We start from the raw sequence: 21,343 nt of genomic DNA, 5'->3' as shown, positions 1-21,343 counted from the left end.
AAATCATTTAATGATAGACTCATTAACGCTTTCGCTGTTCAGTTTTCAAAGAGCAATTTCCTGTCCTCAATGTCCATCGTTATTTGTGATGGCGTCTTAAGGACAAGAATTAATCTATCATGTTACCTATCATTGAGTCAATATGTTTTTAAAAAAGTTTTTAAGTATAATGCTCCTCCCCGAGTTTTCTGCGTCTGACATACTTGGATAACTCATTGGGAGAGGCGATTCTTGCATACATGCGAAACATGATGGAGTATCTCTCCTCCATAGCCCGCTTCACTAGTTGATCAATTCGTTTATCACTAAAATCAAGGAGCATCTCTTCCAGCTCACGTTTTAACAAGTATTCTAGTTCCTGTACTTCTTTCGTATTAAACAAAAACCCTAGCAACGATATCGCCCTCCGCCTTACGAGTCTCTCCTCTATCCTTTCCATCAAAATTCAGCCCTATTCAAAATAAAAAGCCCTCCGTTTAGGAAGGCTTCAACTTGTTGGCAAATCTGAATTATTTCAGTAAGTTCAATTGCTGCAGTTGTTGGCCCACTGTTTCCTTGAGAATGGTTGGCGTAATCGTGCTCTCTACAATAGCAGCGATGAACAACAAAACGATCACAGTAAGAACCGCTACTGGAAATTGCTTGAGCGTATCATACCAGTCATTTTTCAATTGTGCCAGCTTGTGTGGTTGGATTAGAACTCCCACTGATCGTAAACTCAGCACTCCTAACCGAATACCAACTCCCGCTGCAAACAGGATAGCTGGGAGCTCAAAAATCCCATGTGGCAAAATACCTGCACTTAAAATAAGCCATGGACTTACTCCCACTGCACTGTATTTGAAAAGGATAAACCCAAGCAGCACTCCATTCGTGAGCAATCCAATTATGGGAAAGAATGCAAACAATATTCCCAGCGCCATCATCATCAAAGCACTAAAAACATTATTGGAAAAAATCATCCAGAACACCGCTAAAGGTCCGCCGCCGTTATCTTTTATCCGTTCAGCAATTTCCTTCAATTGGCCCATCATTTTATCGACCATATCTTCGACAAGCGGTGCTTGAAAATAACCAATCAAGGCACCACAAAAAAATAATAAGCAAGCGGCGAAGAAATATTTTCGGTTATCAAGCCATAAATGCCGCAATCGATTGCCCATGCAACACACCCCTTTACTGCCTCTTCATTCACTATATGCATTGTACCTCAACAATAGCCAACAGGCCAAAGAATATCCTTGTCTTCCCTGCATAAACTGTTATCGGACAAAGGAGGTGCTTATCCATGAAATTCATTTATGTGATCAGCGCAAAACGATTAAAGCAGATCTTAATTATCGTTGCGGCCATCGTACTCACAGCTGGAATTGGTTATGCGGAACGCGATTCAATTGCTGCCTTTGCGGAAGGTGCCAGCACACAAGCCCCCCAAGCTATTTATAAGGTCGATACCAAAGAAAAGAAAATCGCCCTTACCTTTGACATTAGCTGGGGAGAGACACGAGCATTACCTATACTGGATGTGCTGAAAGAAAAAAAGGTAAACAAAGCGACTTTTTTCCTCTCCTCCCCTTGGAGTCAACGACATCCGGACATCTTAAAACGCATCAAGGAAGATGGCTTAGAAATTGGTTCGCACGGTCACAAGCATGATAACTACACCAAATACTCCGATGAAGAAATTCGCTCCCAAATGGCCAAGGCCGACTCCATCCTAACCGAAATGACTGGAAAGAAACCAACGCTCATCCGGATGCCAAATGGTGATTTTGACAAACGAGTGCTGGAAACCGCGAATCGCATGGGTTATTCCGTCATCCAATGGGATACGGACTCAAAAGATTGGACCAATCCGGGAACTGATGTGATCATCAATAATGTATTATCGAAAGCTCATCCAGGAGACATCATCCTGATGCATGCGAGCGATTCTGCGAAAGATACGCATCTTGCCCTCCCTGTGATCATTGATCAACTTCGCAAGGATGGTTATGAATTCGTTACGGTATCTGAACTCATTTCGGGTACAAGTGTAGACAGCAAAGAAATTCACTAAAATCAAAAAAGCTGACCTTCATTGGTCAGCTTTCTCTTTTTACCAGACGGTGCAATTGCATGACTTGCCACACGTTACAAAACAATAGTGGAACGAGCATGGACAGAGTGGCACGCACATTATCTTCCTTCAATGCCGGGATCCATTCCAGTGCCGTAACGACAAACATAAAGAACATCGTCGGTATCCATGCAGATTTATTGGTCAGACTCACTTTTCCATATGCGGTAACAATAGCAACAATCAATAATAGCATTGGCTCAATAAAGTACGTACTAAATCCTTTTCCTTCACCGAAGGACGTATAGCGAAGATAAATCATATCGAAAAAGACAAACAAAATAAGGAATACTTGGACGCTTTTCCACAGGGAAGCCGTTTTAAATATTGTTTTAGCGAAATAATTAATTGTCATATACGCAAAAAAACCCATCTGAGCCACAATACTAATGGTCATTCCGTACAGTAGATACATGAACAATCCGACAAAAAAGTTACCGGTGCTTCCTGCAAGCAGCTTGTCCAAATCAAAAATAAGGGCAACCAGGATCCCACCTAATCCCCCAAGCAAGAGCGTGGTAATAAAAAGCCATCCATACTTACGCAAACTCACCAAGTATTCCCTCCCATCCACATCGAATATGATTGTACCAATGGATACAAGAAAATACTAGCGTAAGAACAAAACAAAATGCACACGTTACTTGTAGGCAGAGTAAAGAAGGAGGTGTCCACCCCATGAGAAAAAAGACGATGTCTTTTTGGTTAACCGCTCTTGTCTGTCTGGTGCTAACCAGTTGCGGGGGTGGCGGACAAGCGCAAAGTTCGTCTCAGCCTGATTATAAAAGCGTCAAAGACATGGTGCTGGACATATTACAGACGGACGAAGCGAAGCAATCTGTTAGCAAGATGATGAAGGATGATAAGTTTAAGCAAAATCTGATGCTCGACGAATCAACCGTGCGGACAACCTTGATTCAAAGCATGACGAATCCCAATAGTACGCACATCAAAGAAGCGTTTAAAGACCCGAAGTTCGCAAGCGCCATGGCGAAATCCATGAAAAACGAGCAAAAAACACTCATGAAGGACCTAATGAAGGACCCTGAATACCAAAAAGAGCTCATAAGCGTAATGAAAGACCCTGAGTTTGAGAAAAATTTGATGGACCTGATGAAAAGCTCTGCTTATCGACAACAAACCATGCAAGTGATGAAGGATTCCTTGCAAAGTCCTTTCTTCCAGGCTGAACTCATGAAGATCATGACCAAAGTATCCGAGGACATGACAAAGCCTAAGGAACTAAAGTCAAAGAAAAAAGGAAAGGGAAAAGAAGGTGGCGGAGGCGGCAGCAAATCCGGCGGCGGAAACCCTTCTTCCTAAAACACAAAGGTGAGCTCTATTGCAGAGCCCACCTTTTTCATCTTCTTGGATATTATTGTTTGACAGCTTCCCCGCATTTTTCTATGACACGTTTGGCCATATCGATGTAATGCTGACCAATTTCCGTCTTTTCTCCATAGATGGATGGGGAATAATCAGGTTCAGATGGATGATTGTCCGGTTGGCCCAGCGGAATTTGAGCGAGCAGCTCACATGCCAATGTCTCGGCAAGCTTAGCTCCTCCTCCACGCCCGAATACGTATTCTTTCGAACCATCTTTTGCTTCGTACCACGCCATGTTTTCCACAATACCGAGGATTTCATGACCAGTCCGCTTTGCCATAGCGCCTGCACGAGCTGCAACAAACGCTGCAGTAGCATGAGGAGTGGTTACCACAATCTCCATGCTTTGCGGAATCATGGTGTGCACATCAAGGGCCATATCTCCCGTTCCTGGAGGCAAGTCCAGCAAGAGGTAGTCCAACTCTTCGCCCCAGTGTACTTCCGTGAAAAAGTTACGCAGCATTTTCCCCAGCATAGGGCCACGCCAAATGATCGGAGAGTTATCCTCCACAAAAAAGCCCATGGACATAACCTTTACGTTTTGCTTTTCAACAGGCAGAATCGTTTCACCAATCACGGTTGGACGTTGTTCAATATTCATCATATCGGGCACACTAAAACCGTAAATGTCTGCGTCGATAATGCCCACTTTTTTTCCTAAACGCGCGAGTGCAACAGCCAGATTCACTGTTACCGTCGATTTTCCCACGCCACCTTTTCCGGAAGTGACCGCGATAAAGGTCGTATTCGAATCCTTTGCCAAGATCGGGTTCAAGAGTGGAGCTTGTCCCGGTGTCATGTTATGTGTTTGCCCACCTTGGTTCTTGCGAAGCTGGGCAGACAGAGCCGCACGTTCCTCGTCTGTCATCGAACCGAATTGCAGGCGTACTTCTTCGGCTCCTAGCGCTTTCACAGCTGCAATAACATCGTCCTCGATTTTGGCTTTGAGTGGACAGCCCGAGATCGTCAGAACGACCGTGAGGCTTACTGTCTTGCCTTCAATATGGATATCCCGAATCATGTTGAGCTCGACCAAGCTACGATTAATTTCAGGGTCTTTTACATCGCGTAGTGCTTCGAGAACCTGTTCTCTGGTCAACATTCTGGTTCACCTCATCTATGATCTTTTCAAACATTTTCATGCTGGTATAACGACAGCGTATGCGCGTTCATTATAGCATATTCGGGCGGTCGGGACACGACCACCGCCCTCTCAAGGTGTAATTGGCACTTTTTCTCCTGAATACTGACGCAATATCCCCTGATAAATAGCATTCGCCATTGCCTTTTGATATTCAACGCTCTGAAGTCGCTTTGCCTCCTCTGTATTGCTGACAAAGCCTACTTCTACCAAAACGGCTGGGCAGCTAACCTCCCGAATCAAGAACACATTGTTCGTCTTACTCGGAACCCGATCTGTATGACCGATCACCCGTTTGATTTCATCTTGTATCAGGTAAGAAACTTCTTCGCTCTTTTTGAAGGTGGGGGAATAGAAAGTCTGCGCTCCCGACCATTTCGGAGAAGGGATAGAATTCACATGAATACTGACCAAAAAATCTGGTGTACTATCATTGACCAGCTTCACCCGGTTTCGGATATCCTCAGATTTTCGTTTACGTGCCTGCGCTGCATCCGGACTAGCCAAATCCTTGTCTTCTTCCCTTGTCATAACCACAAATGCACCCGACTGCTGGAGGAAATCCCGCAAGTACATGCTAATGGCCAAGGTCACTTCCTTTTCAACCACATTACCAGCTTTGGAAACGGCACCGCCATCTAGTCCCCCATGCCCTGGGTCAATGGCTATAACCGTTCCCGTCAGTGGCAGCGACCATGCCTGCCAAGAAGAGCGATCAGGCGCTTCGTAGGTGAACAACAGCATGAGTACCGCAAAAGCCAATATCCAGCCTACTCCTTTTCGTGTCATAGTGTATCGTCCCCTTTGTCCCATTCTCGTTCCATCTTATGGACAAACATGGACAAATATACCCGATTGTGAAAAGGAAAAACCCCCTGCCTGCGAACAGACAAGGGGTTTGTATCGAACAGCAATTAGCGCTTGGAGAATTGAGGTGCGCGACGAGCTGCTTTCAAGCCGTATTTCTTACGCTCTTTCATACGAGGATCGCGAGTCAGGAAGCCAGCGCGTTTCAGAGCGCCGCGCAGTTCCGGATCTGCTTTCAGCAGAGCGCGAGCAACGCCGTGACGGATTGCACCAGCTTGACCAGTGGTTCCGCCGCCGTTTACGTTAACCAATACATCGTAACGACCAAGAGTTTCAGTCAAAACGAGTGGTTGTTTTACGATCAATTTCAGTGTTTCCAAACCAAAGTAAGTATCCATTTCACGCTTGTTGATCACGATGCGACCTTCACCTGGAACCAGGCGAACGCGTGCTACGGAGTGCTTACGACGACCTGTACCGTAGTATTGTACTTGTGCCACGTATATTTCCTCCCTTTACCTTAACCGCGAATTTGCCAAACTTCTGGTTTTTGTGCTGCGTGTGGATGCTCAGTTCCAGCGTATACTTTCAGCTTGGTGAACATTTGACGTCCCAGGCTGTTTTTAGGCAGCATGCCTTTTACCGCCAGTTCGAACATACGATCTGGTCTCTTGTTCAGCATTGCGCCAGCAGTGGTTTTTTTCAAACCACCTGGATACAGGGAGTGAGTGTAGTAAATTTTGTCATTCAGTTTGTTACCAGTCAATTTCACTTTGTCAGCGTTGAGTACGATTACGAAATCGCCAGCGTCAACGTGAGGAGTGAATTCTGGTTTCAATTTTCCGCGCAGGATAGAAGCTACTTCGCTCGCCAGACGACCCAGCGTTTGGCCTTCAGCGTCAACGATGTACCATTTGCGCTCAACTTCGAGCGGTTTCGCCATATATGTGGTACGCATTTTTGTCCCTCCTAAATATCTTACCTAACACACTTATAACCAAAACAACCGAAACTTGCAATGGAAGATAATTGCTGTTACGGGTGAGCAACTCTTCCAGGTGTTCCATGTAATCACGATCTTGTCTTTCAATCCCGGGGCTAGAGTGGGGCTAGGCGGGGTTAAAATACCAAGGAATATCGTACTACATAGACGCTCCATAGTCAAGTGCTGCTCGTTCGTCTAATAGTTGGAAATCTGAAAACTAGTAGACAACTTCCCACATGGTCAGACCCATGGCTGGTGCTGTCTTACCTGCCTTTTCCCGATCACATGCGACGAGGATTTCCCTCAGTTCAGCAGGACTTCTTTTTCCTTGCCCTACTTCAACCAAAGTCCCCACAATAATTCGAACCATGTTGTACAAAAAACCGTTGCCTCGGCATGTCACCCATACCTCGTTTCCGATTTTTTCCACGGTGAGCCCGTACACAGTCCGAACCTTGTCCTCGACGTATGTCTTTGCCGAGCAAAAGGAAGTAAAATCATGTTCACCCACCAAGTAATGAGCAGCCTGCTGCATCGCGTCCACATCTAACGGAAACCGGACATGGTCGGCGTAACGATGTCGAAATACATCTGCCACTGGATTGTTGTCGATACAATATCGATATTCTTTTACTTGCACGTCAAAACGCGCATGAAAAGAGGCATCGACCTCTTCGACTGTCCGAATGACAATAGAATCAGGCAACTGATTATTCAACACAAACCGCCATTTATCCATCGGAATGTTACTCGACGTGTCAAAGTGAATCACTTGACCGCGTGCATGAACACCCGCGTCTGTCCGGCCTGAACCGGAGACTTGGATATCCTCTCCGGTAACCCGATTCAATGCGGCTTCAATTTCACCCTGGACCGTTACTTGATCTGGCTGTACCTGAAAACCGCTGAAGTCAGTTCCGTCATATGCCAATACACATCGCAGTCTCTTCATGTACGCCACCATCCAATCACGATTACCAAGATCACACTCACAACAGCTACGATTCCATCACGCCACGTGAACGTCAGTTTATTCAGCCGCGTTCTCCCCACTCCCCCGCGATAGCCACGCGCTTCCATCGCCAAAGCCAGCTCTTCCGCACGCCGAAACGCACTAACGAACAATGGGATCGCGATCGGAATCAGGTTCTTGGCTCTGCGTACGAGGCTTCCACTGGTGAAATTGGCTCCTCTGGCGGTCTGCGCCTTGATGATCTTATCCGTTTCTTCCATCAGGGTCGGAATGAACCGGAGTGCAATTGACATCATCAGGGCTATGTCATGAACCGGTATGCCGATCTTCCCTAGTGGTCCTAGTAAACGCTCCAACCCTTCTGTCAAATCGATTGGAGAGGTTGTCAGTGTGAGCAAGGAACTAATGAGAATCAAAAGTCCCAAGCGCAAAGAAATGAAGATCGCCTGGCGAACTCCCTGTTCTTCTACTGTAAACCATCCCCACTGAAAGTAAACCGTTCCGCCTTTCGTGATGAAAATATGCAAGACGACGGTAAATAAAATCAGGATCCAGACTGGCTTTAAGCTTTTTAATATATAGGACAATGAAAGCCTAGAAAGAAGTGCAGCATACAAGGTAAAACCAATGAGTATGGCGTACGTTACCGTATTGTTAGCCAGAAAAATCAAGGTAGCAAAAAGGATGATGAAGAGAAGCTTGCTTCGCGGATCTGCACGATGTAAAAAAGATTGCCCTGGTACGTATTGACCAATTGCGATATTCTGCAGCATGCCTAGCCCTCCTTTGGTACGGACAGTCGTTCCAGCAGATGGGCAATCAGCTCTTCCTCCCGATAAAGGGAGCACGGCAGACTAGCCTTGTCCGGCAGCATTTGATTCATTTGCGATACGAGAGCCACCGTTTCCGGTACATCCAAAGACAGCTCTCGGAGACGATCCACATGCATGAATACTTCCTCTGGCTTCCCCTGCAAAGCTACTTGGCCTTGTGCCATCACAAGCAAATAGTCTGCATAGCGGGCTGCCTCTTCCATGCTGTGCGTAACCAATAGTGTCGTGAGGTTTTGTTCCCGATGAATCCGGTAAATCCCTTCCAGAATCGTTACTCGTCCCGCAGGATCAAGACCCGCAGTTGGTTCATCCAATACCAGAACCTTCGGCTGCATGGCAAGAACACCAGCCAAAGCAACACGTCGCATTTGCCCGCCACTCAAATGAAACGGCGAGCGATCCTTGATCGTGGCATAATCCAAGCCGACAATTTCAAGGGACTCCTTTACGCGCGCTTCCACCATTTCCATTGGCAAGTCAAAATTGAGCGGTCCAAAAGCAACATCCTTCGCAACCGTTTCTTCAAACAACTGATGTTCAGGATATTGAAAGACGAGCCCAATATCGCGCCTTTGAGCATGGGGTAATCGCCGCTTTGGAGTAATGACCGCATCACCCAGGGTAATCTGCCCTGTACTAGGCATCAGCAACCCGTTCAAGTGCTGAATCAGCGTTGACTTACCCGAGCCTGTGTGGCCAATAATTCCGACAAACGAACCGGATGGAATCGTCAGCGAAATATTGTGTAAGGCAACTCGTTCAAACGGTGTTCCCTTTGCGTAGATATGGCTTACTTGGTCAAAAGTAATTTGCATACGTGCTCCACCAGCTCCTCTTGATGCAGGACAAACGGTAAATCAATCCCTTTGGAATGAAGTGCATGTCGCAGTCGAACGGCAAATGGCACATCCAGTCCCACCTGTTTCAAACGATCTACCTCATTAAACACTTCACTCGGCTTACCTTCCATCAGGACTTCACCTGCATTCATGACGATGACCTTATCCGAATAGATGGCTTCTTCCGGAAAATGGGTAATGTTAATGATCGTGAGTCCCTCGTCACGGTTCAGTTGACGAGCCAGATTCAGCACTTCCATTCTCCCTTGTGGATCAAGCATCGCTGTCGCTTCATCCAAGATGATGACAGAAGGACGCATCGCCATAATCCCTGCGATCGCCACTCGTTGCTTTTGACCCCCAGACAGACGATGCGGTTGTGCCTGTAAATAAGACTCCATCCCTACAGAAACGAGCGCCTCATCAATACGATCTCGCATCTCTTTGGGGTCTACACCCATGTTTTCTAGGCCAAAGGCGACATCATCCTCCACAGTAGCCCCAACAATCTGATTGTCCGGGTTCTGAAAGACCATGCCAACATGTCGTCGGATCTCCCAAAGCAGCTCCCCATCTTTCGTATCCATTCCACTGATAAGTACTGTGCCGCCTTCTGGAAGCAACAGAGCATTCATTAGCTTTGCCATCGTTGATTTGCCGGAACCGTTGTGACCCAATACGGATACAAAGGAACCTTTTTGAATGGTAAGATCAACACCTTGTAATACCGGAACCCGTTGGCCATCCTCACCATCGTAGGTATAAGAAACATCTCGCAATGCCAGCAGGTTATCTTCATTCATGAGGCATTCACAACCTCCCCAGCCTTCACAGGGAACTGACTAGCAGGAATTCGATGAGAAAGGAAAAAAGGGTTGAATCAGAGTCCAGCCTATGACCAGATCTGCCCCCACCCTTTTCGCGGTAATCTACCAGGCCGAAACCCGAGTAAACGACCAGTTTACATGTATTAAACGAATTCGATGTACGCCATTGGAGCAGCGTCGCCACGGCGAGGGCCGGTTTTCAGGATACGAGTGTATCCACCGTTGCGCTCTTTGAAGCGAGGAGCGATTTCATCGAACAGTTTTTGAACAGCATCGCGGCCTTCAGCATTCGCAACTTCTTTGCGAACGAAAGCAGCAACTTGACGGCGAGCATGCAGATCGCCACGTTTCGCGAGCGTGATGATTTTTTCAGCGATTGGGCGCAGTTCTTTCGCCTTCATCTCTGTAGTTTCGATGCGCTCGTTGATGATCAGGTCTGTTACCAAGTCGCGGAACAGCGCTTTACGAGCTGAGCTACGACGACCCAATTTACGTTGTGCCATGTGGTTTACCTCCCTCTTAATCGAGAGAACAAAAGCTTGCTTCTTGGTTTGCTATTCTAATCGTCGCTGCGTAGGGACAGGCCCAGTTCAGCTAACTTTTCTTGAACTTCTTCAAGAGATTTGCGCCCCAGATTGCGTACTTTCATCATGTCCTCTTCGGTCTTCTGCGTCAGCTCTTGCACGGTATTAATACCGGCACGCTTCAAGCAGTTGTAGGAACGAACGGAAAGATCGAGCTCTTCGATAGTCATCTCCAAGACTTTCTCTTTCTTGTCCTCTTCCTTCTCTACCATGATTTCTGCATCCTTCGCCTCGTCAGTCAGACCGACGAACAGGTTCAGGTGCTCCGTCATGATTTTTGCGCCGAGACTCACGGCTTCTTCCGGACTGATGCTACCGTTAGTCCAAACCTCAAGTGTTAACTTGTCATAGTTGGTCATTTGCCCTACACGGGTATTTTCCACTTGATAGTTAACGCGCTTGATCGGCGTGTAGATGGAATCAATCGGAATCACACCAATAGGCAGATCCTCAGATTTGTTTCCGTCTGATTGAACATAACCACGACCACGTCCAGCTGTCATGCGGATATGCAGACGACCGCCATTGGCCAACGTTGCAATATGAAGATCAGGGTTTAAGACCTCCACATCACTGTCAGCACGGATATCTCCCGCTTTGACAACGCCTTCGCCTTCTGCATCGATCTCGATTACTTTTTCTTCATCGGAATGGATCTTCAGCGCCAAGCCTTTGATGTTCAGGATGATCTCGGTTACATCTTCAACGACGCCTTCAATCGTGGAGAATTCGTGAAGAACCCCATCGATTTGAACAGTACGAACTGCCGCGCCTGGCAAGGACGAAAGAAGAATTCGTCTCAGCGAGTTGCCAAGGGTAGTTCCGTATCCGCGCTCTAGAGGTTCTACAACAAACTTTCCATACGAGTTGTCGTCGCTAACTTCCACAACCTCGATTTTTGGTTTTTCTATTTCTATCATTAAACAAACCCTCCTTCAAAACGTCGAAATCCTGGGGTGGGCCGCATACGTGCCCACTCAGGAATTTCCCCGGCGGTTTACCGTTTGCGTGCATGACAAGCTATAAATCAGAATTTACCATTCTAGTATGGACATGTTCTGAACGATATAAACCAGTTACACGCGGCGACGTTTTGGTGGACGGCAACCGTTATGCGGAATTGGCGTCACGTCTTTAATCATGTTCACTTCAAGACCAGTAGCTTGCAGGGAACGGATCGCAGCTTCACGACCAGCACCTGGGCCTTTTACTGATACTTCAAGGGAACGCATGCCGTGTTCCATTGCAACGCGTGCAGCCGCTTCAGCAGCCATTTGCGCAGCAAATGGAGTGCTTTTACGGGAGCCTTTGAAGCCGAGGGAACCAGCACTGGACCAAGAGATCGCGTTACCGTGTGGATCCGTGATAGTGACGATCGTATTGTTGAAAGTTGAACGGATGTGTGCTACGCCGACTTCAACATTCTTACGGTCACGACGACGGGTACGAGTTGCTGTAGCTTGTTTTCTTTTCGCCATGTCAGATTACCCTCCTTTACTTCTTCTTGTTTGCTACTGTACGGCGTGGACCTTTACGCGTACGAGCATTTGTTTTAGAACGTTGACCGCGAACTGGAAGTCCACGACGATGACGGATGCCACGGAAGCAACCGATTTCCATCAGACGCTTGATGTTGAGGGAGATCTCACGACGGAGGTCACCTTCCACCTTCACAGTTTTGTCGATGTATTCACGAAGTTTGTTTACTTCGTCTTCTGTCAAATCGCGAACACGAGTGTTAGCGTCTACTCCAGTAGAGGACAGAATTTTTTGAGACGTGGGGCGGCCAATACCAAAAATGTAGGTAAGAGCAACTTCAACGCGTTTTTCGCGCGGCAAGTCTACGCCTGCAATACGTGCCATGTGTCAAAAGCACCTCCTTGTTTACCCTTGTTTTTGCTTATGCTTCGGATTTTCACAAATAACCATTACGTTACCTTTGCGACGGATAACCTTGCATTTCTCGCAGATCGGTTTAACCGAAGGTCTCACTTTCATGGTTCTTGCCTCCCTTTTCTAGGGGTTTTGCTTACTATTTATAGCGGTACGTAATACGTCCGCGGGTTAAGTCGTACGGCGACAGTTCAACAGTTACTTTATCCCCCGGCAGGATACGGATAAAGTGCATGCGGATTTTTCCAGAGACGTGAGCAAGGACTTTATGTCCATTCTCTAATTCTACTCGAAACATAGCATTTGGCAAAGGTTCGATTACCGTACCTTCCACCTCAATTACATCATCTTTTGCCATGGTAAACTCTCCTTTCTTCTGCTCCTCAGTCGGACCATGAGTTTTGCGAAATGATCACACAACGAACTTATCGTCGACACGTTGGACGACAATCCCGAACCGTTCGGAACTACCGTTTTATGTCCGTGTAAAAATCTCATAGCCATCTTCCGTAATCGCGATGGTGTGTTCAAAATGAGCACAAGTTTTCCGATCCACTGTTACTACCGTCCAATTGTCCTCCAATGTGCGGACATAACGTTCGCCGGCATTTACCATTGGCTCAATTGCCAACACCATGCCTGGTTTTAACCGCGGTCCTCGATCAGGAGGGCCGTAGTTAGGAACCTGCGGATCTTCGTGCAAGTTTTGCCCGATCCCATGCCCCACATACTCGCGAACGAGTGTGAAGTCGGCAGCTTCTGCATGAACCTGAATCGCATGAGAGATATCGGATAAGCGTCCACCCGGAACAGCTTTTTCAAGCCCCTTGTACAACGACTCTTCCGTTACTCTGAGCAGCTTCTGGTTTTCTGTTGAAATCATACCGACCGGGTACGTCCAAGCGGAGTCGCCATGGTAACCCTGAAACTGGGCACCAATGTCGATACTGATGATGTCTCCTTCTTGCAACGCCCGTTTACCTGGGATCCCGTGTACGAGTTCTTCATTGACTGAAGCACAGATACTTCCTGGAAAGCCACCATAGCCTTTAAACGATGGAATTGCTCCCATGCTTCGAATAAAGGTCTCGGCAATTTCGTCTAGCTGCTTCGTCGTGACACCAGGCTTGATCGCCTTGGCCAGTTCTTGATGGGTGAGTGCGACGATACGACCAGCTTCGCGCATAACCTCAAGTTCTGCTTTCGACTTTAGGATAATCATTCGCAATTACCCTCGCAACAAAGACTTAATTTCCGCAAACACTACCTGGATATCTTGTTCTCCATCGATATCTCGCAGAAGTTCCTGTGCGGAGTAGTAGTCGATAAGTGGCTGTGTTTGAGCGATATTTACGTCAAGGCGTTGTGTTACCACTTCGATCTTGTCGTCTTCACGCTGATACAGCTTACCACCATCTTTATCACATACGCCAGCCTCTTTTGGAGGATTGAACATCGTGTGATAGCTAGCACCGCAAGCAGGGCAGATCCAGCGACCGGTCAGACGTTCAATCAATTGCTCGCGTTGAACGTTGATGTTAATTACATGGTCAATTTCGCGTCCCAGCTCTTTTACTGTAGCTGTCAACGCTTCCGCCTGAGGAACTGTGCGGGGAAAACCATCTAAGAGGAATCCCTTTGCGCAATCTTCCATCGAAAGGCGCTCCCGCACAATACCAATGACGACCTCGTCTGGGACGAGATGACCTTTATCCATGTAGGATTTAGCCTCTAGTCCGAGCGGCGTTTCGTTTTTGACCGCAGCTCGGAACATGTCGCCAGTCGAAATGTGCGGGATGTCAAACTCTTTTACGATACGTTCTGCCTGTGTCCCTTTGCCGGCTCCAGGCAGTCCCATCAGAATTATATTCACGTCCATTCCCTCCGTCCCATCAAAAAAGCTACAGAAGCTTTTCTGTAAACATCTAAGTCATTACTTAATAAACCCTTGGTAGTGGCGTTTGATCATTTGACTTTCAATCTGCTTCATTGTATCCAAGCATACCCCGACCACGATCAAGAGCGATGTACCGCCGATGAAAATGGATTGCGGCAAGTTTGCAATACTACCGAAGAAGAATGGCAAAATCGCAATTAGCATCAAGAACAAAGCGCCCGCCAATGTTAACCGGTTTAATGTACGAGTAATGAATACCTCAGTGTTTTTACCAGGTCGGATACCAGGAATGTAACCGCCATTTTTTCTCATGTTTTCTGCCATTTGTACAGGGTTGATCTGTACGAATGTGTAGAAGTAGGTGAATCCGAGAATCAAGATAGCGTAGAGCGTCATTCCTAATGGTTTGTTGACTTGGAAGTTCTGATAAATCCAGTTAGCAAATCCTTGTCCAGATGCATCCACCCAGAACTGAGCAAGCGTTGACGGGAACATTACCAGCGATACCGCAAAGATAACAGGAATAACACCAGCGGAGTTGATTTTCAGCGGAATGTGGGTAGATTGACCACCGTACATTTTGCGTCCAACCACTCGTTTCGCATATTGCACTGGAATCTTACGAAGTCCTTGCTGCATAAAGATAACCCCGACAATAATGGCGAGGACCACCAATAGGATAAGCAGAACCTTGACGATGCTGAAAAAGACATTTACAGATGGATCACCAAACATCGTGGTGTAAATCGTCGCAGCTGCATTAGGCAATCCAGCAACGATCCCGGCAACGATCAGGATCGAAATCCCGTTACCGATACCATTCTCCGTAATCTGTTCCCCCATCCACATCATGAATGCGGTCCCAGCCGTCAAAGTCAACGCAATGAGTGCATAGCTACTAACCGATGTGTCGTTTAGCAATCCAGGCGCCATATTGTTGAATCCAATCGTCATACCTACAGACTGAATCAAACCAAGGATGATGGTAGCGTAACGGGTAACGGTGGCAATCTTGCGACGGCCAACTTCCCCTTCACGAGCCCATTGCGTAAGCTTAGGCACAACATCCATGGACATCAGCTGCATGATAATCGATGCCGTAATGTACGGCATGATACCCATGGCAAAAATCGAGAAGTTATGCAGTGCTCCACCTGAGAAGGTGTTCAACAAGCCCAGTAGTTGGTTTGTATTCTGCTGAAACAACTCGACATTTACGTTAGGAACTGGCACAAAGCTTCCGATCCGGAAAACAACCAGCATCATGAGCGTAAAAAGGATCTTGCGACGAAGGTCGCTAATTTTGAAAATGTTAGTTAAGGACGCTAACATTAGATCACCTCGGTTGTTCCACCGACTTGAGCGATCTTCTCAGCAGCTGCTCCGGAGAACTTGTGAGCTTTTACAGTCAGCTTCACAGTCAGTTCACCGTTAGCAAGAACCTTAACACCGTCGCGCAGCGCGCTGATAACACCTGTTTCTTTCAACAGCTCAGGTGTTACTACAGTGCCCTCTTCGAAACGGTTCAGCGCGTCCAAGCTAACAATCGCAAATTCTTTGCGGCTGATGTTAGTGAAACCACGCTTAGGCAGACGACGGTACAATGGGTTTTGACCACCCTCGAATCCTGGGCGAACACCTCCGCCGGAACGAGCGTTTTGACCTTTGTGACCTTTACCAGCAGTTTTGCCAGTACCGCTACCAATACCGCGACCGATGCGCTTACGAGTGTGACGGGATCCTTCTGCAGGTTGCAGTTCATGCAATTTCATACGTTGCACCTCCTAACTAATTGAGATGATCAATTAAGCTTCTACTTCTTTCACTTCAACCAAGTGCTTCACTTTGAAAACCATTCCACGGATTGCAGCGTTATCTTCCTTCACTACAGTGGAGTTGATTTTGCGAAGACCCAGAGCTTTTACAGTGTCTTGTTGGTCAACAGTGCGACCAATCAAGCTGCGTTTGAGGGTGATTTGCAATTTTGCCATTTTCATTCCCTCCTTATTAACCCAACAACTCGTCAACAGTCTTACCGCGCAATTTCGCGACATCTTCCGCTGTTTTCAGACGACCGAGGCCTTCCAGCGTAGCGTTGACCATGTTGATAGGATTGTTGGAACCAAGAGACTTACTCAAAATATCGCCTACACCAGCCAGTTCGAGTACGGCACGAACAGGTCCACCAGCGATAACTCCTGTACCAGGGGCAGCAGGCTTGATGAGAACCTTACCAGCGCCAAATTGGCACAGTACTTGGTGCGGAACAGTTGTTCCTCTCATCGGTACACGGATCAATTTTTTCTTAGCATCGTCAATCGCTTTGCGAATGGCGTCTGGAACTTCTTGAGCTTTACCCATACCAGCACCTACGTGGCCGTTACGGTCTCCCACAACAACCAAGGCGCTGAAGCTCATACGACGTCCACCTTTAACCGTTTTTGCTACACGGTTAACTGCGACTACTTTTTCTTCGAGCTCTAATTTGCTAGGGTCGATACGCATTCCTTACCCTCCTTGTTGTTAGAATTGCAGACCAGCTTCACGAGCTGCTTCTGCCAGTGCTTTAATACGTCCATGATAGATGTAACCACCGCGGTCAAAAATCACTTCAGTCGCACCTTTTTCTTGTGCACGCTTAGCGATCAGTGTGCCAACAGCTGTAGCAGCTTCCACGTTAGCGCCATTATTCAGGCCCAGCTCTTTATCCAAAGAAGATGCAGATACCAGTGTTACGCCAGTTGCATCGTCGATCAATTGAGCGTAGATGTGCTTAGAAGAACGGAATACGTTCAGACGCGGGCGAATGGTAGAACCAATCACGCGTTTGCGGATTCGCAAATGACGTTTTTTCCGAGCTTTGTTTTTATCAGCTTTCGTAAACATTAAGCGGCCTCCTTTCTCATGAAGCTAGAAGCTTATTTACCTTTTTTACCTTCTTTACGACGAACAACTTCATTGCTGTACTTGATACCTTTACCTTTGTATGGCTCAGGTTTGCGCAGGGAACGAATCTCAGCAGCAATTTGGCCTACACGCTCTTTGTTGATACCTTTAACAATCAGAGTCGTTTGGTTAGGTACGTCGATTTCGATACCCTCTTCTGGAGTAACTTCCACTGGGTGGGAGAAACCAAGAGAGAGAGTAACACCGTTGCCAGTCTTAGCAGCACGGTAACCTACACCGACCAGTTCCAAGGTACGAGTGAAGCCTTCAGATACGCCAGTTACCATGTTGGATACCAGCGCACGAGTCGTACCATGCAGGGAACGGTGAAGTTTGTTATCGCTTGGACGCTCTACTACTACTTCGTTTTCAGCGATGTTGATTTTGATATCTTCATGGAAGCTACGAACGAGTTGACCCTTAGGGCCTTTTACCGTCAGCTCAGTACCGTTCAGAGTGAGGGTAACGCCTGCAGGGACCACGATCGGTTTTCTACCGACACGAGACATGTGGTGCACCTCCTGTGCTATTTACAATCTGTTAATTACCAAATGTATGCGAGAACCTCTCCACCTACATGAGCTTGACGAGCTTGCTTGTCAGTCATTACACCAGTGGATGTAGAGATGATCGCGCAACCGAGACCACCCAAAACCTTAGGTACTTCATTGTTCTTTGCATAAACACGAAGTCCTGGCTTGGAGATACGTTTCAGACCTGTGATGACGCGCTCGTTGCTCGCACCATATTTCAGGAATACGCGGATGATTCCTTGTTTGTTGTCTTCAACAAACTCCGCATCGCGGATGAAGCCTTCTTCTTTCAGAATGCGCGCGATTTCCTTCTTGATGGTGGACGCCGGGATTTCCACTTTCTCGTGGCGAACCATGTTGGCGTTACGAATTCGTGTCAACATATCTGCGATTGGATCAGTCATAACCATGAGAGAAAACCTCCTTCCCGTTTCAAATTACCAGCTTGCTTTTTTCACGCCTGGAATTTGACCTTTATAAGCAAGTTCACGGAAGCAAATACGGCAGAGTTTGAATTTGCGCAATACGGAGTGAGGACGTCCGCAACGCTCGCAACGAGTGTACGCGCGTACTGCAAACTTCGGCTGCCGCTGTTGCTTGATGATCATTGATTTCTTTGCCACATTCTTCCCTCCTTACGAGTGGGTTTATTTACGGAATGGCATACCCATTTGAGTCAGCAACTCACGAGCTTCCTCATCCGTTTTCGCGGAAGTAACAATAACGATGTCCATACCACGAACTTTATCAATTTTATCGTACTCGATCTCAGGGAAGATCAGTTGTTCCTTCAGACCAAGTGTATAGTTACCGCGACCGTCAAATGCCTTGGAAGAAATTCCACGGAAGTCACGAACACGCGGGAGAGATACGTTCATCAATTTGTCGAGGAAGTGGTACATACGCTCGCCGCGCAGAGTAACCTTCGCACCGATCGGCATACCTTCACGCAATTTGAAACCCGCGATGGATTTCTTAGCCTTTGTTAATACAGGCTTTTGACCAGCGATGATTTGCAGGTCTTCAATTGCAGTATCCAAGGACTTAGCGTTAGCTACCGCTTCGCCAACACCCATATTGATGATGATCTTTTCTACTTTCGGCACTTGCATGATGGAAGTGTAGTTGAACTTGCTCATCAAACCAGGCACGATTTCGCTCGTATACTTTTCTTTCAATCTTGTTGCCATCTAGGATATCCTCCTTTCCAACCTGACTACTTGTCGAGTACTTCGCCAGACTTTTTCGCGTACCGAACTTTCTTGCCGCTATCCAATACTTTGTAACCGATGCGAGTAGCTTTTCCGGACTTCGGATCGATCAAAGACACGTTGGATACGTGAATAGCTGCTTCTTGAGTCACAATGCCACCTTGCGGGTTAGCTTGGGACGGACGGCTGTGTTTCTTCACGAGGTTGATACCTTCAACCAGAACGCGTTCTTTCTTCGGATAAGCAGCGAGAACGCGACCTTTTTTGCCTTTATCTTTGCCCGCATTTACGATAACAGTGTCGCCTTTTTTAACGTGCATCGCTTGGTGCACCTCCTATCGAACAAACTGCCTGAGTTTTTCCGTTCAATTAGATAACCTCTGGAGCCAGAGAGATGATCTTCATGAAATCCTTATCGCGGAGCTCACGAGCCACAGGTCCAAAGATACGAGTTCCACGAGGGGATTGATCGTCTTTGATAACTACAGCTGCATTCTCATCGAACTTGATGTAAGAACCATCGTTACGACGAACGCCACTTGCTGTGCGTACTACAACCGCTTTAACTACTTGACCTTTCTTGACAACGCCGCCGGGTGTAGCGGATTTTACGGAGCACACGATAACATCCCCGATGTTCGCCGTTTTGCGACCGGAACCACCCAGAACCTTGATGCACATGAGTTCCTTAGCACCGGAGTTGTCAGCAACAGCCAATCTCGTTTGAGTTTGGATCATTTACTGTTCCTCCTTTCGGATTTATCTATCCGAAAATCTGACTTATACGATTACTGCCTCTTCAACGATACGTACCATACGGAAACGCTTGTCTTTAGACAATGGACGAGTTTCCATGATTTCTACGATGTCGCCAACTTTTGCTGCGTTGTTCTCATCGTGAGCCTTGAACTTTTTGGAGAATTTCATGCGTTTACCGTACAATGGGTGTGTCTTGTAAGTTTCAACAAGAACAACAATGGTTTTATCCATCTTGTCGGAAACGACGCGACCTACAACGGTTCGACGCATATTGCGATCTGCGGTCATCGTTCAAACCTCCTTCCTATAATTAGCCGATTCCCAATTCTCTCTGGCGCAGGACGGTTTTCGCACGAGCAATATCCTTACGCACTTGTTTGATACGAGATGTGGTTTCGAGTTGACCCGTAGCCAACTGGAAACGAAGGTTGAACAACTCTTCTTTCAAAGAAGTAACGTTTTGTTCTAGCTCGGCAGTGGTCAAATTACGGTACTCATTAGCCTTCATGTGCGTCACCACCCACTTCTTCACGCTTCACGAACTTGCACTTGATAGGCAGTTTGTGCATAGCCAGACGCATAGCTTCGCGAGCGACTTCTTCAGGAACACCAGCAAGTTCGAACATGATCTTGCCTGGCTTCACTACCGCTACCCATTTCTCAGGAGAACCTTTACCGGAACCCATCCGTACTTCGAGCGGTTTTTGTGTAACTGGTTTGTCAGGGAAAATTTTAATCCAGACTTTACCACCACGTTTAATGTAACGGGTCATTGCAATACGGGCAGCCTCGATTTGACGGTTGGTTACCCAAGATGGTTCCATTGCTTGCAATCCGTATTCACCGAACGCAACAGTGGTACCGCCTTTTGCGTTACCTGCCATTTTCCCGCGGTGTTGTTTACGGTGTTTCACGCGTTTTGGCGTCAACATGATTACTTGCCTCCTTCCTCAGTAGCGACGTTCTTTCTCGCTGGAAGGACTTCTCCACGATAGATCCACACTTTAACACCGATGCGACCATAAGTGGTATGTGCTTCAGCAGTACCGTAGTCGATGTCAGCGCGCAATGTGTGAAGCGGAACAGTACCTTCGCTGTAACCTTCAGAACGTGCGATGTCCGCGCCGCCAAGACGACCGCTTACCAAGGTTTTGATACCTTTAGCACCAGAGCGCAGCGAACGAGTAATCGATTGCTTTTGCGCACGGCGGAAAGAAATGCGGTTTTCCAATTGGCGTGCAATATTTTCAGCTACCAGAGTAGCATCCAGATCCGGACGTTTTACTTCGTTGATGTTGATATGAACGCGTTTGCCAGTCAGTTCGGTCAAAGTTTTGCGCAGAGTTTCAACCTCTGAACCACCTTTACCAATTACCATACCAGGCTTAGCGGTGTGAATCGTAACGTTCACGCGATTAGCTGCGCGTTCGATTTCGATCGTGGATACAGCAGCATCCTTCAGACGCCCTTTTACATACTTACGGATTTTCAAGTCTTCGTGCAACAGAGTTGCGAAGTCCTTGTCAGCGTACCATTTGGACTCCCAGTCACGAATGACACCGATCCGAAGACCTACCGGGCTTACCTTTTGACCCACACGTAATCCCTCC

At 47.1% G+C, this 21,343-nt stretch carries 36 protein-coding genes; 2 read left to right on the top strand and 34 right to left on the bottom strand.

The window, feature by feature from the left end; all coding sequences use genetic code 11:
* Positions 1 to 160: 160 nt before the first annotated feature.
* Both ACQ5DJ_RS23480 and ACQ5DJ_RS23475 read right to left on the bottom strand, forming a co-directional pair.
* The gene (locus ACQ5DJ_RS23480) at positions 161 to 394 is read right to left on the bottom strand and encodes a hypothetical protein (protein WP_007716307.1); all 234 of its coding nucleotides are present in this window, start codon (positions 392 to 394) and stop codon (positions 161 to 163) included.
* A gap of 115 nt (positions 395 to 509) precedes the next feature.
* Positions 510 to 1,163, bottom strand: a complete 654-nt coding sequence (locus ACQ5DJ_RS23475; protein WP_429844528.1) for a stage II sporulation protein M — start codon at positions 1,161 to 1,163, stop codon at positions 510 to 512.
* Between the two features lie 125 nt (positions 1,164 to 1,288).
* On the opposite strand from ACQ5DJ_RS23475, the gene pdaB reads away from it, so the two are divergent.
* Entirely contained in the window at positions 1,289 to 2,059 is a 771-nt protein-coding gene (gene pdaB / locus ACQ5DJ_RS23470; protein ID WP_429844527.1) for a polysaccharide deacetylase family sporulation protein PdaB, read from the top strand.
* A 25-nt stretch (positions 2,060 to 2,084) separates the two neighbouring features.
* Here pdaB and ACQ5DJ_RS23465 read toward each other — a convergent pair whose 3' ends face one another.
* Positions 2,085 to 2,672, bottom strand: coding sequence for a KinB-signaling pathway activation protein (locus tag ACQ5DJ_RS23465; RefSeq protein ID WP_429844526.1), 588 nt, complete (start codon positions 2,670 to 2,672; stop codon positions 2,085 to 2,087).
* A gap of 125 nt (positions 2,673 to 2,797) precedes the next feature.
* Between ACQ5DJ_RS23465 and gerD the strand changes: the two genes are divergently transcribed.
* Positions 2,798 to 3,442, top strand: coding sequence for a spore germination lipoprotein GerD (gene gerD / locus ACQ5DJ_RS23460; protein WP_429844525.1), 645 nt, complete (start codon positions 2,798 to 2,800; stop codon positions 3,440 to 3,442).
* A gap of 52 nt (positions 3,443 to 3,494) precedes the next feature.
* Here the strand turns inward: gerD and ACQ5DJ_RS23455 are convergent, their stop codons facing one another.
* The 31 genes from ACQ5DJ_RS23455 to rpsC all read right to left on the bottom strand — a co-directional run bounded on the left by ACQ5DJ_RS23455 (position 3,495) and on the right by rpsC (position 21,330).
* Positions 3,495 to 4,607: a P-loop NTPase gene (locus tag ACQ5DJ_RS23455; RefSeq protein WP_376900287.1), complete on the bottom strand. Its 1,113-nt coding sequence runs from the start codon at positions 4,605 to 4,607 to the stop codon at positions 3,495 to 3,497.
* 111 nt (positions 4,608 to 4,718) lie between these two features.
* Positions 4,719 to 5,435, bottom strand: coding sequence for an N-acetylmuramoyl-L-alanine amidase CwlD (cwlD, locus tag ACQ5DJ_RS23450; protein ID WP_429844524.1), 717 nt, complete (start codon positions 5,433 to 5,435; stop codon positions 4,719 to 4,721).
* 125 nt (positions 5,436 to 5,560) lie between these two features.
* Positions 5,561 to 5,953 (bottom strand): 30S ribosomal protein S9, encoded by a 393-nt coding sequence (gene rpsI / locus ACQ5DJ_RS23445; RefSeq protein ID WP_005828788.1) that lies wholly within the window; start codon positions 5,951 to 5,953, stop codon positions 5,561 to 5,563.
* Between the two features lie 20 nt (positions 5,954 to 5,973).
* A complete protein-coding gene (rplM, locus tag ACQ5DJ_RS23440) occupies positions 5,974 to 6,411 on the bottom strand; it encodes a 50S ribosomal protein L13 (RefSeq protein WP_007716295.1) in 438 nt (145 codons plus the stop codon).
* Positions 6,412 to 6,655: 244 nt separating this feature from the next.
* On the bottom strand, positions 6,656 to 7,390 hold the full coding sequence (gene truA / locus ACQ5DJ_RS23435; RefSeq protein WP_429844523.1) for a tRNA pseudouridine(38-40) synthase TruA: 735 nt from the start codon (positions 7,388 to 7,390) through the stop codon (positions 6,656 to 6,658).
* Positions 7,387 to 8,184 carry an energy-coupling factor transporter transmembrane component T family protein gene (locus ACQ5DJ_RS23430; protein WP_012684003.1) on the bottom strand — a complete coding sequence of 266 codons (798 nt, stop codon included), beginning with the start codon at positions 8,182 to 8,184 and terminating at the stop codon, positions 7,387 to 7,389. Before ACQ5DJ_RS23430 ends, truA begins: the two co-directional genes overlap by 4 nt.
* A gap of 2 nt (positions 8,185 to 8,186) precedes the next feature.
* On the bottom strand, positions 8,187 to 9,059 hold the full coding sequence (locus ACQ5DJ_RS23425) for an energy-coupling factor transporter ATPase (protein ID WP_429844522.1): 873 nt from the start codon (positions 9,057 to 9,059) through the stop codon (positions 8,187 to 8,189).
* Complete coding sequence (locus ACQ5DJ_RS23420) at positions 9,035 to 9,886, bottom strand: energy-coupling factor transporter ATPase (protein WP_017247059.1); 852 nt, start codon at positions 9,884 to 9,886, stop codon at positions 9,035 to 9,037. Before ACQ5DJ_RS23420 ends, ACQ5DJ_RS23425 begins: the two co-directional genes overlap by 25 nt.
* 167 nt (positions 9,887 to 10,053) lie before the next feature.
* Positions 10,054 to 10,413: a 50S ribosomal protein L17 gene (rplQ, locus tag ACQ5DJ_RS23415; protein ID WP_106841276.1), complete on the bottom strand. Its 360-nt coding sequence runs from the start codon at positions 10,411 to 10,413 to the stop codon at positions 10,054 to 10,056.
* Between the two features lie 56 nt (positions 10,414 to 10,469).
* Positions 10,470 to 11,414 (bottom strand): DNA-directed RNA polymerase subunit alpha, encoded by a 945-nt coding sequence (locus ACQ5DJ_RS23410; RefSeq protein WP_017247057.1) that lies wholly within the window; start codon positions 11,412 to 11,414, stop codon positions 10,470 to 10,472.
* A gap of 156 nt (positions 11,415 to 11,570) precedes the next feature.
* Entirely contained in the window at positions 11,571 to 11,972 is a 402-nt protein-coding gene (gene rpsK / locus ACQ5DJ_RS23405) for a 30S ribosomal protein S11 (RefSeq protein ID WP_005828803.1), read from the bottom strand.
* A gap of 16 nt (positions 11,973 to 11,988) precedes the next feature.
* Positions 11,989 to 12,357, bottom strand: coding sequence for a 30S ribosomal protein S13 (gene rpsM / locus ACQ5DJ_RS23400; RefSeq protein ID WP_017247056.1), 369 nt, complete (start codon positions 12,355 to 12,357; stop codon positions 11,989 to 11,991).
* Positions 12,358 to 12,378: 21 nt separating this feature from the next.
* A complete protein-coding gene (gene rpmJ / locus ACQ5DJ_RS23395) occupies positions 12,379 to 12,492 on the bottom strand; it encodes a 50S ribosomal protein L36 (RefSeq protein ID WP_003333770.1) in 114 nt (37 codons plus the stop codon).
* A 34-nt stretch (positions 12,493 to 12,526) separates the two neighbouring features.
* Positions 12,527 to 12,745, bottom strand: a complete 219-nt coding sequence (infA, locus tag ACQ5DJ_RS23390; RefSeq protein WP_003333772.1) for a translation initiation factor IF-1 — start codon at positions 12,743 to 12,745, stop codon at positions 12,527 to 12,529.
* 117 nt (positions 12,746 to 12,862) lie between these two features.
* Positions 12,863 to 13,609, bottom strand: coding sequence for a type I methionyl aminopeptidase (map, locus tag ACQ5DJ_RS23385; protein WP_137031391.1), 747 nt, complete (start codon positions 13,607 to 13,609; stop codon positions 12,863 to 12,865).
* Between the two features lie 6 nt (positions 13,610 to 13,615).
* Positions 13,616 to 14,260 carry an adenylate kinase gene (locus tag ACQ5DJ_RS23380; RefSeq protein WP_429844521.1) on the bottom strand — a complete coding sequence of 215 codons (645 nt, stop codon included), beginning with the start codon at positions 14,258 to 14,260 and terminating at the stop codon, positions 13,616 to 13,618.
* A gap of 60 nt (positions 14,261 to 14,320) precedes the next feature.
* Positions 14,321 to 15,616, bottom strand: coding sequence for a preprotein translocase subunit SecY (secY, locus tag ACQ5DJ_RS23375; RefSeq protein WP_429844520.1), 1,296 nt, complete (start codon positions 15,614 to 15,616; stop codon positions 14,321 to 14,323).
* A complete protein-coding gene (gene rplO / locus ACQ5DJ_RS23370; protein WP_007716272.1) occupies positions 15,616 to 16,056 on the bottom strand; it encodes a 50S ribosomal protein L15 in 441 nt (146 codons plus the stop codon). Before rplO ends, secY begins: the two co-directional genes overlap by 1 nt.
* A 33-nt stretch (positions 16,057 to 16,089) precedes the next feature.
* The gene (rpmD, locus tag ACQ5DJ_RS23365; RefSeq protein ID WP_007716270.1) at positions 16,090 to 16,275 is read right to left on the bottom strand and encodes a 50S ribosomal protein L30; all 186 of its coding nucleotides are present in this window, start codon (positions 16,273 to 16,275) and stop codon (positions 16,090 to 16,092) included.
* Between the two features lie 16 nt (positions 16,276 to 16,291).
* Positions 16,292 to 16,789, bottom strand: a complete 498-nt coding sequence (gene rpsE / locus ACQ5DJ_RS23360; RefSeq protein WP_007716268.1) for a 30S ribosomal protein S5 — start codon at positions 16,787 to 16,789, stop codon at positions 16,292 to 16,294.
* A gap of 18 nt (positions 16,790 to 16,807) precedes the next feature.
* Positions 16,808 to 17,170, bottom strand: coding sequence for a 50S ribosomal protein L18 (gene rplR / locus ACQ5DJ_RS23355; protein ID WP_017247053.1), 363 nt, complete (start codon positions 17,168 to 17,170; stop codon positions 16,808 to 16,810).
* A 32-nt stretch (positions 17,171 to 17,202) separates the two neighbouring features.
* Entirely contained in the window at positions 17,203 to 17,739 is a 537-nt protein-coding gene (gene rplF, locus ACQ5DJ_RS23350) for a 50S ribosomal protein L6 (protein ID WP_137031394.1), read from the bottom strand.
* A gap of 35 nt (positions 17,740 to 17,774) precedes the next feature.
* Positions 17,775 to 18,173: a 30S ribosomal protein S8 gene (rpsH, locus tag ACQ5DJ_RS23345; RefSeq protein WP_007716262.1), complete on the bottom strand. Its 399-nt coding sequence runs from the start codon at positions 18,171 to 18,173 to the stop codon at positions 17,775 to 17,777.
* A 27-nt stretch (positions 18,174 to 18,200) separates the two neighbouring features.
* The gene (locus ACQ5DJ_RS23340; protein ID WP_005828830.1) at positions 18,201 to 18,386 is read right to left on the bottom strand and encodes a type Z 30S ribosomal protein S14; all 186 of its coding nucleotides are present in this window, start codon (positions 18,384 to 18,386) and stop codon (positions 18,201 to 18,203) included.
* Between the two features lie 24 nt (positions 18,387 to 18,410).
* Entirely contained in the window at positions 18,411 to 18,953 is a 543-nt protein-coding gene (gene rplE, locus ACQ5DJ_RS23335) for a 50S ribosomal protein L5 (RefSeq protein WP_137031395.1), read from the bottom strand.
* A gap of 26 nt (positions 18,954 to 18,979) precedes the next feature.
* Entirely contained in the window at positions 18,980 to 19,294 is a 315-nt protein-coding gene (gene rplX / locus ACQ5DJ_RS23330; protein ID WP_017247051.1) for a 50S ribosomal protein L24, read from the bottom strand.
* 49 nt (positions 19,295 to 19,343) lie between these two features.
* Positions 19,344 to 19,712, bottom strand: a complete 369-nt coding sequence (gene rplN, locus ACQ5DJ_RS23325; protein ID WP_017247050.1) for a 50S ribosomal protein L14 — start codon at positions 19,710 to 19,712, stop codon at positions 19,344 to 19,346.
* A 42-nt stretch (positions 19,713 to 19,754) separates the two neighbouring features.
* Positions 19,755 to 20,021 (bottom strand): 30S ribosomal protein S17, encoded by a 267-nt coding sequence (gene rpsQ, locus ACQ5DJ_RS23320; protein WP_007716251.1) that lies wholly within the window; start codon positions 20,019 to 20,021, stop codon positions 19,755 to 19,757.
* 22 nt (positions 20,022 to 20,043) lie between these two features.
* Positions 20,044 to 20,241 carry a 50S ribosomal protein L29 gene (rpmC, locus tag ACQ5DJ_RS23315; RefSeq protein WP_007716250.1) on the bottom strand — a complete coding sequence of 66 codons (198 nt, stop codon included), beginning with the start codon at positions 20,239 to 20,241 and terminating at the stop codon, positions 20,044 to 20,046.
* Positions 20,231 to 20,665: a 50S ribosomal protein L16 gene (gene rplP / locus ACQ5DJ_RS23310; RefSeq protein WP_007716249.1), complete on the bottom strand. Its 435-nt coding sequence runs from the start codon at positions 20,663 to 20,665 to the stop codon at positions 20,231 to 20,233. Before rplP ends, rpmC begins: the two co-directional genes overlap by 11 nt.
* 2 nt (positions 20,666 to 20,667) lie before the next feature.
* On the bottom strand, positions 20,668 to 21,330 hold the full coding sequence (rpsC, locus tag ACQ5DJ_RS23305) for a 30S ribosomal protein S3 (RefSeq protein ID WP_007716248.1): 663 nt from the start codon (positions 21,328 to 21,330) through the stop codon (positions 20,668 to 20,670).
* Positions 21,331 to 21,343: the final 13 nt, after the last annotated feature.

Source organism: Brevibacillus sp. FIR094 (assembly GCF_050477165.1).
Lineage (GTDB): Bacteria > Bacillota > Bacilli > Brevibacillales > Brevibacillaceae > Brevibacillus.
This window is presented reverse-complemented; position numbering and strand designations above follow the sequence as displayed.